General features: G+C 69.2%; 10 protein-coding genes. 7 read left to right on the forward strand and 3 right to left on the reverse strand.

Going from position 1 to position 12,267, the window contains the following annotated elements; all coding sequences use genetic code 11:
- Positions 1–122: 122 nt before the first annotated feature.
- The 4 genes from CFK41_RS02370 (at position 123) to CFK41_RS02385 (ending at position 4,992) form a co-directional block, all read left to right on the forward strand.
- Complete coding sequence (locus CFK41_RS02370; protein ID WP_096798228.1) at positions 123–1,769, forward strand: extracellular solute-binding protein; 1,647 nt, start codon at positions 123–125, stop codon at positions 1,767–1,769.
- Positions 1,770–1,774: 5 nt separating this feature from the next.
- Entirely contained in the window at positions 1,775–2,755 is a 981-nt protein-coding gene (locus CFK41_RS02375) for an ABC transporter permease (protein WP_096800898.1), read from the forward strand.
- Complete coding sequence (locus CFK41_RS02380) at positions 2,755–3,792, forward strand: carbohydrate ABC transporter permease (RefSeq protein ID WP_096798229.1); 1,038 nt, start codon at positions 2,755–2,757, stop codon at positions 3,790–3,792. Before CFK41_RS02375 ends, CFK41_RS02380 begins: the two co-directional genes overlap by 1 nt.
- A gap of 228 nt (positions 3,793–4,020) precedes the next feature.
- Complete coding sequence (locus tag CFK41_RS02385) at positions 4,021–4,992, forward strand: hypothetical protein (RefSeq protein ID WP_227873176.1); 972 nt, start codon at positions 4,021–4,023, stop codon at positions 4,990–4,992.
- A 117-nt stretch (positions 4,993–5,109) separates the two neighbouring features.
- Here CFK41_RS02385 and CFK41_RS02390 read toward each other — a convergent pair whose 3' ends face one another.
- From CFK41_RS02390 to CFK41_RS02400, 3 genes are all read right to left on the reverse strand, one after another.
- Positions 5,110–5,829: a hypothetical protein gene (locus tag CFK41_RS02390; protein WP_096798231.1), complete on the reverse strand. Its 720-nt coding sequence runs from the start codon at positions 5,827–5,829 to the stop codon at positions 5,110–5,112.
- Between the two features lie 101 nt (positions 5,830–5,930).
- A complete protein-coding gene (locus tag CFK41_RS02395; protein WP_096798232.1) occupies positions 5,931–7,559 on the reverse strand; it encodes an amidohydrolase in 1,629 nt (542 codons plus the stop codon).
- Positions 7,560–7,635: 76 nt separating this feature from the next.
- Complete coding sequence (locus tag CFK41_RS02400) at positions 7,636–9,054, reverse strand: sodium/glutamate symporter family protein (protein WP_169928773.1); 1,419 nt, start codon at positions 9,052–9,054, stop codon at positions 7,636–7,638.
- Between the two features lie 316 nt (positions 9,055–9,370).
- Here CFK41_RS02400 and CFK41_RS02405 point away from each other — a divergent pair, with 316 nt between their 5' ends.
- Genes CFK41_RS02405 through CFK41_RS02415 form a run of 3 tightly spaced genes read left to right on the forward strand, consistent with a single transcriptional unit; the run spans position 9,371 to position 12,163 of the window.
- A complete protein-coding gene (locus tag CFK41_RS02405; protein WP_227873177.1) occupies positions 9,371–10,285 on the forward strand; it encodes an ABC transporter permease in 915 nt (304 codons plus the stop codon).
- Between the two features lie 4 nt (positions 10,286–10,289).
- Positions 10,290–11,378: a taurine ABC transporter substrate-binding protein gene (locus CFK41_RS02410; RefSeq protein WP_227873178.1), complete on the forward strand. Its 1,089-nt coding sequence runs from the start codon at positions 10,290–10,292 to the stop codon at positions 11,376–11,378.
- Positions 11,375–12,163 carry an ABC transporter ATP-binding protein gene (locus tag CFK41_RS02415; protein ID WP_096798234.1) on the forward strand — a complete coding sequence of 263 codons (789 nt, stop codon included), beginning with the start codon at positions 11,375–11,377 and terminating at the stop codon, positions 12,161–12,163. Before CFK41_RS02410 ends, CFK41_RS02415 begins: the two co-directional genes overlap by 4 nt.
- Positions 12,164–12,267 lie beyond the last annotated feature (104 nt).

Here is a 12,267-nt window from a genome sequence, read left to right on the forward strand (position 1 = left end):
TACTGTGACCGAGGTGGACCGGTAAACCATCACAGACCGGACCACATGAGGATGTCCCGCTCGGACGCCTCCCACGGGGGCGGGCAACGCCGCCTGCCTCCGCTGCTGATGAAGGAGCCCCGATGACCGATCGAACCGCACCCTCCCGCAGCTATGCCTCTCGCCGTGCACTGCTCGGCGGTGTCGGTCTAGCGGCGTTGTTCCCGACTCTCGCGGCGTGCGGGGGAGAAGCCCCGAGCGAGAAGGCCGCGGGCGACGTCGCCGCGAATTCCGAGGTGGACCTGCCGACGTATGTCGAGGAGACGGCGGTGACCCCGGACATCCCCGGGAGGAACGGATCCACCCCCGGATACACGACGTACCCCGAGGAGCTCCCTCGGACCGTGGACGCGCCCCCCGGTGCGGGTAGCACCTTCGAGCTGATGGTCCCCACCTGGAGCGCGGTCGCCTCGAATCTCGACAACGAGTACACGCGAGCACTCGACGAGGCGCTGGGCGCGACCCTGAGCTACCAGATGACGACCGGCAATGACTACGGCGACAAGCAGGCGGCAGTCTTCGCCTCGCCCGATGACGTGGCCGATTGGGTCTCGGTCTTCGGATGGAACCCGCCTCCGCGCTTCTCGCAGGCCGTCGAGTCCGTGTTCCAGGACCTGACTCCCTACCTCGCGGGCGACGGCATCTCGAAGTGGCCGAATCTGGCGAACCTTCCCACCGCGGCATGGAAGTTCGGTGTGTTCGGCGGCAAGATCTACGGCATCCCCGTCCAAGGTGAGATCGTCACGGATGCGATCTTCTATCGGGCAGATCTCTTCGACTCCCTGGGGCTCCAGCCGCCGGCGTCCGCCGACGAGTTCCTGGCGGTGTGCGAGGAGCTGACCGACCCCGGCGCCAACCGGTGGGCGACCAACGATCTGAACGTCGGCGCGCCGAACCTTTTGTTCGGGGCACCTCCGAGCTGGCGGATCGATGGTGATGCGCTGGTCTACCGCTGGGAGACGAAGGAGTACCGCGACGCGCTCGGCTTCCAGGTCACGCTGTTCGAGAAGGGTCTGGTGCATCCGGACGTGGTGGCCGACTCCGGGGATGCCAAGCAGCGCTTCGAATCCGGCCAGGTGGCGATCCATTACGACGGGATCGGCGCCTGGGGGGAAGCGATGACGCGAGTTCAGGCCTCGAACCCTGACTATCGTCAAGTGCCGATGAGCGGCCTCTCGGCCGACGGATCGACCCCGCTCCGGTATGCCGGCAATGCCGCCAACTTCTTCAGCTTCCTCAAGAAGTCCGATGACTCGGCCCGTATCGAGGAGCTGCTCGGCATCGCGAACTATCTTGCGGCGCCCTTCGGGACCAAGGAGTGGGAGTTGGTGAACTTCGGGGTCGAGGGCGCTCATTTCCAGCGCGGCCAGGGGGGCGTTCCGGAGGCGACGGAGAAGCTCGCGGAGCAGCACCCCGGAGTGCTCTCCACGCTCGTGACGGGGCCGGTCGCGAAGTTCGACTTCGAGAACCCGGAGCACGTCCGTGAGTACTGCGAGTGGATGGCCGGCGAGACCGAGCACATGGTCGAGGACCCGTTCTACGGTCATCAGATCCCGCGACCGCCGGAGTACGCCTCCCTCGACCAGCCGATGTACGACCTGGAGAAGGATGTCGTGCGCGGTCGCAAGACGATGGACGACTTCGATGCGGCAGTGGAGACCTGGCGTTCATCGGGCGGTGACCGGATGCGCGAGTACTACCAGGGCGTGCTCGACGAGATCGGACAGTGAACGTTCTGCGTCGGGGCCGTGACAGATCCCTCGGCTCCGCGGACCGGGCCCTCCCCTCCGCCCCTCGGCGGCGCGTCCCACTTTCCAAGCGCCTGCGCCGGGATTGGCCGTTCCTGGCCATGGTGGTGCCGGCAGTCGGGCTGATGATCCTGTTCATGTACGTCCCGATGTTCGGCAACGTCATCGCATGGCAGCACTATTCGCCGTACGTAGCCCTCTTCGAGAACCCGTGGGCCGGCTGGGAGAACTTCGTGCGGGTGTTCCGCACGCCCTCGTTCTGGGACGCGGTGGTCAATACGCTGGCGATCACCACGTTCCAGCTGATCTTCTACTTCCCGGTGCCGATCGCGCTCGCACTCCTGCTGAACTCGATCCTCACGCCCTGGTTGCGCACCACCATCCAATCGATCATCTACCTCCCCCATTTCTTCTCCTGGGTGCTGGTGGTGACGATCTTCCAGCAGATCCTCGGCGGTGCCGGGCTGCTGAATCGCGTGCTCCGCGACGCCGGCATGCAGCCGGTGGAGATCATGACCAACCCGGACACCTTCCTGCTCCTGGTCACCGCACAGGCGGTATGGAAGGACGCCGGGTGGGGCATGATCATCTTCCTCGCGGCGCTCAGCACGATCGATCCCGCACAGTACGAAGCGGCCGCGGTGGACGGTGCGGGGAAGTGGCGGCGGATGTGGTCGATCACGCTCCCGGCGATCCGACCCACGATCATCCTGCTGCTCATCCTGCGCCTCGGGGACGCCCTCACCGTCGGTTTCGAGCAGTTGATCCTGCAGCGGGGAGCGGTGGGACAGGGTGCTGCGGAGGTGCTCGACACCTACGTCTACTACCAGGGTGTGATCGGCGGGGACTGGTCGTTCGCCGCCGCCGCCGGACTGATCAAGGGGATCGTCTCGCTGCTGCTGGTGCTGGGCGCGAACAAGCTCGCGCACGTCTTCGGTGAAGCCGGTGTGTACAGGAAGGAGTCGTGATGGGCCTGGAGTCACCTGGGTCGGGCGTTACGGAGCGGTCCGTGCCCCTCGCCCGAAGAGCGCGCGGAACCAGGCGCCCGCCGGGTGCGGGGGGATGGCTGGGACGCTTCGGCCGGATCGGTGCCGGCTCCTCGACATCGACTCGACGTCCCGCCTGGGCGGAACCGCCCAGCGCGGGAGAGCGGATCGGCAAGGCCCTCGCTCTGGCCGGGATCGTGCTGGTGGTGCTGCTGCCGCTGTATACCGTGGTGCTGACGTCGCTCTCGACCGACGCCACCATCACGGCGGCCGGCGGGATGGTGCTGATCCCGGGCGAGATCACCAGCTCGGCCTACTCCGCGATCCTCAGCGGAGGAGTGGTGACTCGTTCGATCCTGGTCAGCATCGGTGTAACAGCCGTGGGAACAGCGTTGTCGACGGTCGTCTCGGTGCTGGCCGCCTACGGCTTGAGTCGCACCAGCACGGTGTTGCACCGGCCCATCCTGTTCCTGTTCATCATCACGATGTTCTTCTCCGCCGGGATGATCCCGACCTACCTGGTGGTCTCCGGGCTGGGCCTGATCGACTCCTACCTCGCTCTGATCCTTCCCGGCGCCGTCTCGGCGTTCAACATCCTGATCCTGCGCGCCTTCTTCATGGGGGTGGACACCAGCATCCTCGAAGCGGCACGGATCGACGGGGCGGGAGAGTTCCGGATCCTGGCGAGGATCATCCTGCCGATGTCGACCGCCGTGATCGCGGTCATCGCCCTCTTCTACGGCGTCGGGTACTGGAACGCCTTCTTCAACGCCATGCTCTACCTGCAGGACAGCGCGAAGTGGCCGCTTCAGATGGTGCTGCGCTCCTACGTGCTCGAAGGCGTGGAGCTGCCCGGCTCCGCGCTCACCCCGGCGGGCGTGGGGTCCTCGCAGCCCCCTGCGAGCCTGGCCGTGAAGATGGCGATCGTCGTGTTCGCGCTGGTGCCGATCCTCCTCGTCTACCCCTTCGTGCAGCGACATTTCACCAAGGGAGTGATCTTCGGCGCGATCAAGGGGTGATCCGCTCCGTGAGCCGGGGCGCTGTTCCCGGCCACGTGGGAACTCCTGGTCGCGACCGCATGGTCGGTCAGCGTCCGTGGCCTGTCCTCAGATCGGAACGGCTGGCAGGGTGTCTCTATGAGTGAAGGACAACCCCCCGGCGCTTCGCGCCCGTCCGTCGGAGTGCGGGTGCTGCTGGTCGCGGATCCGGGCCTGCCCAGCACCAGGGCTGCCACGGTCAAGGACGCGATGGAGCGGGAGCTGAACAGCATGTACGGTCCACCCATCGAGCTCGAGATGAAGACGGCGACGCTCCGGCTGCAGCCGGACGACACCCTGGACCTCACCCAGGCACTGGAACAGTCACGAGCCTTCGGCGACCCCGATGCGGTGCTGCTGCTCACCGAGATCCCACGAGTGCACGAGGGCAGGCCGCTGATCGCCGAGATCTTCCCCGAGCACAACATCGCCGTCATCTCCTGTCCCACCCTGGGAGTGTTCACCACGCGGCGACGAATCCTGGATACGCTGCTGGCCTGCACCGTACGGATGCGACCCACCCAGGAGCGGCGCGACAGCTCGCGCTATGAGCGCGGCTGGGCGCGGTGGAACGAAGCGCTCGACACCGAGGACCATCAACTGCTGACCGGGACCCGGGTCGTCGGGGGAATGCGCACCGTGGCGGGCATGGTGCGCGGCAATGAGCCTCTGCGCACCGTGCCGAAGCTCTCGGGCGCTTTGGCGGCGGCCTCCGCGACCGGAGCATTCGGTGTGTTCTACAACTCGATCTGGTCGATGTCGATGTATCTCACCCCCCAGCGACTGGTGAGCATCGGTGTCCTCGCCGTTCTCGCGATCACCGCCTGGCTGATCATCGGCAACCGCCTGTGGGACGTGCCCAAGAGCCAGAGCCTGGCGCGGGTGGTGCTGCTCTACAACCTCTCCACGGTGCTGACGCTGCTCATGGTGGGCGGCCTTCTGTATCTCGCCCTGGTGATGGGCATCTTCCTCACAGCGGTCATCGTCATCGATCCGGACTATCTGGCGGCGACCATCGAGCGGGAGGCGAGCGTTGCGCGTTACGTGGACATCGCGTGGTTGAGCGCGGCGATGGGAGTGGTTGCCGGCGCCCTCGGTTCGAGCTTCGACAAGGACGCAGACCTGCGCACCCTTACGCACGGCCAGCGCGAGAGGCAGCGTCGGTACGCCGAGGGGGAGTAGTGCAGACTCCCGACCTTTCTGCCCGCCGCACGGGACCGATCGGCCACGCCTGCGGGGCGGTGTGGACCCGTTCCCCCTCGCAGAGTTCCCGAGAGCCAGGTTGCGCTGTCTGAGGTCTCACCGCAGCAGGAGCAGCTGGCGCAGCCAGGGCACGTGCCCGCCCATCAGGGCGTAGACCCCGTCGCCGAGCACGGCGACGCCGCCGAGCGCGAGCAGCACGGCCAGCGCCGTCTGCAGCGCGCTGCGGCGCGGGCCCACGACCTCCATCACCCGCGCCGCCAGCTGTTCGTGCTTGCCGAACAGCGCCGCGGTGATCACCGCGACCAGCGGCGCCTGGTAGAGGAGGTTCCACCCCACCAGCAGCGCCACGTGCAGTGCGAGGTTCTTCTCCTGGGACGCCATGCCCACGGCGAGCGGGAACGCCGGATCGGCCAGCGCGGTCCCGGCGAACCCCATCCCGGCCAGCACGAGCGGGGCGATGGCCAGCCGTTTCGGGGTGGCGCGCTGCTCGAGCCGCCCGTGCGGTGTGGGCGGCCGGGACGCGGCCCGGAACTGGTGCAGGCTCACGGCGAGCAGGGCGAGGCCCACCACGATCTCCACCACCCCGATCGCATCGTTCGAATCGAGCACGGGCCGCAGCCAGCGGTGCAGCAGCGCCATCAGCGGATGCAGGATCAGCGTGGCCGCCACGATCACCACGGAGTAGCCGCCGGCGAAGGCCAGCAGATGGCGCACCGTGCCCCCGCGCAGCATCACCCCGATGGCGATGACGCCGCCGAGCACGTCCACTGCCACCACGGCGAGCCCGAAGAAGGCGAGGATCCCGGCGAACGTCATGGTGAGAAGCGTAGAAGACGCCGCCGAGGGCGCACGACGGGGTAGGCGCCCGGACGGGGTGGGGGTTTTCCGCAGGGTGGGGCGGGGCTGCCCGGCGCGGCTCAGGCTCGGAACACGGTCTCGCCGTCCTTGATCGTCTCGAGCACGGCGAGTTCCCGCAGGTCGCGCGGCGGGGTGGCCAGCGGATCGCCGGAGAGGATCACCAGGTCCGCCCGCATGCCCTCGCGGAGCTGTCCCTTGGAGTCCTCCTCGCCGTACTGGTAGGCGGCCTCGCAGGTGACGGCGCGCAGCGCCTCCCAGGTCGTGATCCGCTGCTCGGGCCCCACCTCCTGCCCGGTGCGGCTGATGCGGTTCACGGCCGCCCAGATCGTCAGCAGCATGTCCGGGGGAGTGACCGGGGTGTCCTGGTGCAGGGTGACCCGTACACCGCGGTCCAGGGCGGAGCGGGCGGGGGAGATGCGTCGGCCCCGCTCGGGGCCGAAGTTCCGCAGATGCACGTCGCCCCAGAACCAGGTGTGGCAGGAGAAGATCGAGGCGATCATCCCCAGCGGCGCCATCCGCTCCAGCTGGTCGTCCCGCACGGTCTGCGCGTGGATCATCACCGGGCGCGCCTCGAGCAGGGCCGGGAGCTCGGCACCGATGCGCTCGGCGGTGTCCACCCAGAGCTGCGCGGCGGCGTCGCCGTTGCAGTGCACGATGAGCTGCCTGCCCTGCTCGGCGACGGCGCGGACGAACGCCTCCACCTCGGCCGGGGTGTGGATCGGGTAGGCGCAGCCGGGATGCTCGTCCCCCTCGATCGGGGCGTAGGGCTCGCTCATCCAGGCCGAGCGGGCCTGCGGGGAGCCGTCGAGGATCATCTTGTACCCGCCGAGGCGCAGGCCGTCCGCATAGTCGCCGGCGAACTCGGGGTGCGCATCGAACGCGGAGGTGCCGGACTGCACCACGGGGTACACCACGACGTCGAGCCCGAGCGTCCCGGCCCGGGCCGCGCCGACCAGGCCTTCGATGGTCGCCGGATCCGCGGCGCCCTCCTGCGCGGTGGTGATGCCGTGGCGCAGGTAGTCGGCCACGGCCAGCTCGGCGGCGAGCAGCGGGTCCGCGACCCCGGCGGGCAGCAGGCCGCCGCTGTCGCCGGGGGAGAGGACCTCGGCGAAGGCGGCCATCGCCGGATGCTCCTCGACGTAGCCGTCGGGCGTGCCGTCGGCGAAGCGGCCGAAGCGCCCGCCGTCGGGGTCCGGGGTATGGGCGGTGAGGCCGGCCCCGTCGACGAGGACCGAGTTGCCCACGGCGACGTGCATGCTGCGGTGCAGGGCGAAGACGGGCAGGTCCGTGCTGACGGCGTCGAGGTCGGTGCACGTGGGGTGGCGGCCCTCCTCCAGCATCTGGGGGTCGTACTTCGCGCCGACCAGCGGGCTGCGGTCGCCCTCCTCCCGCTGCGCGAGCCGGTCGCGGAAGGCGGTGACGATGTCGGCGATGCTGCGGGCGTGCTCGAGGTCCACGAGCGAGGCGAGCATGCCGTGCTGGAGCAGGTGGCCGTGCGGGTCGATGAACGAGGGCATCAGGGTGCGCCCGTCGAGATCCACCTCCGTCGCGGCGTCGGCGGCGCGGACGCGCAGCTGGTCCAGGGGGCCGACGGCGGCGATGCGGCCGTCGCGCACCAACACCGCCTCCGGGGCGTCCTCCTCCTCGACCATCGTGAGGATGCGGCCGGAGTGGTAGAGGGTCTCCACGGTGAGAGGTCCTTCCGTCGGTGCGGGTGGTGCGGGTGTTCCGGGTGGTGCGGGCGATGCAGGTGGTGCGGGCGGGTCAGGCGGGGACCGAGGGCTCGGGGTCGGCGGCGGCGCTCTCCCCGTCGGTCGCCCCGCGGAGCGTCCAGGTGCGCTTTCCGAAGCTTTGCGTGATCAGCATGATCACGAAGTACCCCGCGGTGAGGGCGGCCATCACGCCGACGGCGGCCCAGAGGCCGAGCTCTCCGGCGAAGGCCGCGGAGATGGTGAGCATCGCCGGGATGTAGAGCATCTCGGGCAGGTTCATCAGCCCCATCTCGGCCATCGTGGTGGTGCGCATGCGGGGATCCAGGATCCGCACCAGCGCCAGGCCGGTCGGGGTGGTGCCGGTGAGCGTGCCGTACATGCCCATGGTGCGCTCGAAGTCGTGGTCGCTGCCGTAGCGCTGACCGATCGCGACGCAGAGCAGCACCGTGATCGCGGTGATGATCACGCAGGTGATCAGGATCGGCACGAGCCAGGCGACCACCACGGCGGCCTGGACGGCCATGAAGGAGGCGACCACGACGTAGTCGGTGGTGAAGCCGGTGAGCTTGGCCTGCATCTGCCGGTTCAGCAGGTGCTCCACCTGGAGACGGCGCAGCACCCAGCGCACGAAGTACGCGGCCAGGAGGCCGTTCATGAACATCATGCCGCTGATGGTCTGGCCCACGAATCCGGGGATGTGCCCGAAGATCCAGGCCAGGCCGTGCGCGAGGAGGTAGGCGATGCCCATCATCGTCATGTGGAAGCCGAGGGTGTCGACGCTGCCCGAGAACGTGGTCTCGGTGCCCATCGACTCCGTCTCCTCGTCCTTGCGGAAGTAGCCCTTGGCCACGGAGTCGGAGATGCCCATCGAGTGGGTGGCGAGGCCCTTGCTCATGCCCCACTTCGCCAGCGGCACGCCCACCAGGAACGCGGCGGCGAAGCCGGCGGAGGCGAAGGCGAGGCCCACGTTCACGGCGTCGTCCCAGCCCTGCTGCTCGAAGATCCCGGCGAAGGTGACGGCCTGGCCGGGTCCCTGGGCGAAGGCGAAGGGCACCATGAAGCCGTACATGGCGTCCATCCCGCCGAAGCGGCCGGTGGCGGCGACCACGCCCACGCCGATCAGCGCCTGGACCGCGAAGACGAAGGTCCAGGTGAGCCCCATGGCCCAGGCGCCGCGCAGCAGGACCTTCTGGGTCCGGCCGCCGTCGCCGGCCGCGCTCGGAGGCGGCGGGGTGAGGCCGATCGAGATGAAGGAGAGCGTGAACAGCTGCGCCGTGAGCATGGTGAACAGCTCGTGGTCCACGCCGTCGAGCACCCCGGAGAGGCCGATGTTCATCGCGATCGCGCCGAGGAACCCCGCGATCACGAAGGCGGGGACGAGATTGGTGCGGAAGCTCGGGATCCAGCGGCGCAGCACCATGCCGATCGCGCAGAAGATCCCGATCAGGGAGAGGCCGAACAGTGCGGACACGGGAATGCTCCTCGTGGCACCCGGGGAGTGCTCGCCGTGCGGTGGCGGGCGGGTGCGCGATGGTCGTCGTGGGAGAGGACGGTACCGGGTGGGACGGTCCGGGTGACGGGACCGTTCACTGCGCTGAGGTGAACAGCGGGCGAGGACGTCGTGCACCGATGCCCGTTCTCTGGCGGTTCGACCGGTTCGAGGAGATCGATCTCCCGTACGGGGCAGGCGCTTGCTCGCCGGGAGCGGTACCGTCCTCCCAGCAACTGGGCGAGACCGGACGGAGCTGACGCGACCCATGGACGACGGCGCGAGAACGACGGGAGCTGTGCCCTCCCGTGCCCCGGACCTGGACCCGACGGCACCACCGGAGGCCCCGGAGAAGGTACCGGAGGCGTCCGAGCACGTGGCCCGAGCCGCCCGCCGCGGTCGGTCCCGGCGCCTGCGACGGAACCGCCTGCTGCAGGGCGGGGTGCTCCTGGCGATCCTGCTGCTGTGGTGGCTCATCACCCTGCTGAAGCTGGTCGATCCGCTGTACCTCCCCAGCCCGCTGGCCGTGCTGCGGGCCTTCATCGACGCGAACCGCTGCCTGGTCATCGACGAAGCCACCGGGCGGACCGTCTGCGGCGTCCAGAACTACTACCTCTGGGAGCACCTGATCGCCTCGCTCCAGCGGATCGGCGTGGGTGTCGCGCTCGCCGCCGTGCTGGGCGTCGCCCTCGGCGCGCTCATGAGCATGTGGGAGCCGGCGAACACCGCCTTCGCGCCCCTGCTGAACTTCCTGCGCGCGCTGCCGCCGCTGGGCTACATCGGCCTGATCATCGTGTGGGTGGGCATCGGCGACACCTCGAAGTACCTGCTCCTGTTCCTCGCCGCCTTCCCGCCGATCGTCATCGCGACCATCGACGGCGTGCGCGGCGTGAAGGAGGACTACCTCTCCGCCGCCCGCAGCATGGGCGCCGACTCCTCGCAGATGGCGCGCTTCGTGGTCCTGCCCGCGGCGACCGCCTCGATCTTCTCCGGGGTGCGCCTCGCCGTCGGCTTCGCCTGGACCACGGTGGTCGCGGCCGAGCTCAACAACGGCATCCCCGGCATCGGCGGGCTCGCCTACATCTCCGGCACCCAGCTCAACACCGCGCTCACCATCGCCTGCATCATCGTGATCGGCCTCGTCGCGCTCGCGCTCGACGGAGTGATCCGGTGGGTGGGCGACCGGCTGGTGCCCTGGCACGGAAAGGTCTGACCCCGTGAACCCGAGAACCGTCCCCTCCCGCCGCGGCGCCGCGCTGCGCCTCGCCGCCGCCTCCCTGGGCGTGGTGCTGGCGCTCAGCGGCTGCGTGCAGTCCGGCCGCACCAGCCATCCCGACAACTACGCGGGCGAGGTCGCCTGCCCCGTCGACCCCGACCCGTCGATCACCACCTCGGCGCGGATCGCCTGGCAGGCGATCCCCAACGGCGACCTCGTGGTCAAGGACCTCCAGCTGCTCGAGGCCTGCATGCCGGAGGCGGACATCTCCTGGCTGAAGATGAACTCCGGCGGCGACGTCATCCAGGCCTTCGGCTCGGACTCGCTGGACATCTCCCAGGTGGGCTCGAGCCCCGTGGTCAAGGCCGCCTCCCCGCCGCTGTCCAAGGACCTGAAGGTGGTCTGGATCAGCGACGTGATCGGCGATGCCGAGTCGCTCGTGGTCAAGGACCCCGACATCGAGTCGCTGAAGGACATGTCCGGCAAGACCATCGGCGTGCCCTTCGGCTCCACCGCGCACTACTCGCTGCTCACGGCGCTCGGTGAGGAGGGCATGATCGACGACGTGCGGGTCATCAACCTCGCGACCGACGCGATCCTCGCCGCCTGGCAGCGGGACGAGATCGACGCCGCCTGGGTCTGGGAGCCCACGCTCAGCGAGCTCCTCGCCGCCGAGGGGCACACCATCCTCTCCAGCGAGGACAGCGCGGGCCTCGGCTCGCCCACCTTCGACCTGGTGGCCGCGACCGACAAGTTCGTCACCGAGAATCCCGAGTTCATGCGGATGTGGACGATCGTGCAGGCCGAGGGGACCCGCCTGCTGAACGAGGAGCCGGAGCTCGCCGCGACCTCCCTCGCCGTCCAGCTCGGCGTGGAGCCCGCGGAGGCGAAGAAGCTCATGCCCGGCTACATCTACCCGAGCCTCGAGGAGCAGGCCGGCCCCGACTACTTCGGCGGGGACGGGCTCGGGAAGGCACTCACCGGCACCGGCGAGTTCCTCGACAAGCAGGGGGAGATCGACTCCCCGGCGAAGGACGGCGTGTACTCGGACATGCCCTACGGCGACGCGATCGAGGAGGTCTCGAAGTGAGCGATGCACCGGCCACGTCCCCCGTGGTGACCCTCGACCAGGTGTCCCAGCGCTTCGTCACCGACTCCGGCGACGTGGTCCACGCCCTGGCGGAGACGGACCTGACCATCCCTCAGGGGCAGTTCGTCTGCGTGGTGGGACCCTCCGGCTGCGGCAAGACGACGCTGCTGAAGATCATCGCCGGCTTCCTCGCCCCGACCGGCGGCTCCGCGCACTACCGGGAGCAGCGGATCACCAAGCCCGGCGCCGAGCGCGGCGTGGTCTTCCAGCAGCCGAACCTCTACCCCTGGTTCTCCGTGCGGGACAACGTGGCCCTCGGCATGCGGATGCGAAAGGTGGGCAAGAAGGAGCGCACCGAGAAGGCCCAGGAGCACCTCGAGCTGGTGGGCCTCGGCGACTTCGGCGACGCGAAGCCCTACGAGCTCTCCGGCGGCATGCAGCAGCGCGCCCAGATCGCCCGTGTGCTCGCCAACGAGACCGACGTGATCCTCATGGACGAGCCCTTCGGTGCGCTGGACGCGATCACGCGCGCCCAGGTCCAGGTGGACCTGCTGAGGATCCAGCGGGCCGAGCAGCGCACCGTCTTCTTCATCACCCACGACGTGGACGAGGCCGTGTTCCTCGGCGACCGGGTGCTCGTGATGAGCGCACGGCCCGGCCGCGTGGTGCTGGACCAGGAGGTGACGCTCTCCGCCCAGGCCGGTCGCGTGCTGGGGGAGGACATGCGGCGCCTGCCGGAGTTCGTGGAGCTGAGGGAGAAGATCGCCGGGGCGATCGAGCACTGATCCCGCCGCCGGGTGAACGGAGGGCCACGGGCGGAGGACGGGCGTATGACGGGATGACTCGTCCGGGTGGTGATGCTCTCTCGGGAGCTGGCCCCAGGGGTGCT

This window comes from Brachybacterium ginsengisoli (assembly GCF_002407065.1).
Classification (GTDB): Bacteria; Actinomycetota; Actinomycetes; order Actinomycetales; family Dermabacteraceae; genus Brachybacterium; species Brachybacterium ginsengisoli.

Bases quoted from the DNA above. Each gene is read 5' to 3' on its own strand.
- CFK41_RS02390 (WP_096798231.1), bottom strand. From the start codon at position 5,829: ATGACGTTCGCCGGGATCCTCGCCTTCTTCGGGCTCGCCGTGGTGGCA.
- CFK41_RS02380 (WP_096798229.1), top strand. From the start codon at position 2,755: ATGGGCCTGGAGTCACCTGGGTCGGGCGTTACGGAGCGGTCCGTGCCC.
- CFK41_RS02385 (WP_227873176.1), top strand. From the start codon at position 4,021: ATGGAGCGGGAGCTGAACAGCATGTACGGTCCACCCATCGAGCTCGAG.
- CFK41_RS02370 (WP_096798228.1), top strand. From the start codon at position 123: ATGACCGATCGAACCGCACCCTCCCGCAGCTATGCCTCTCGCCGTGCA.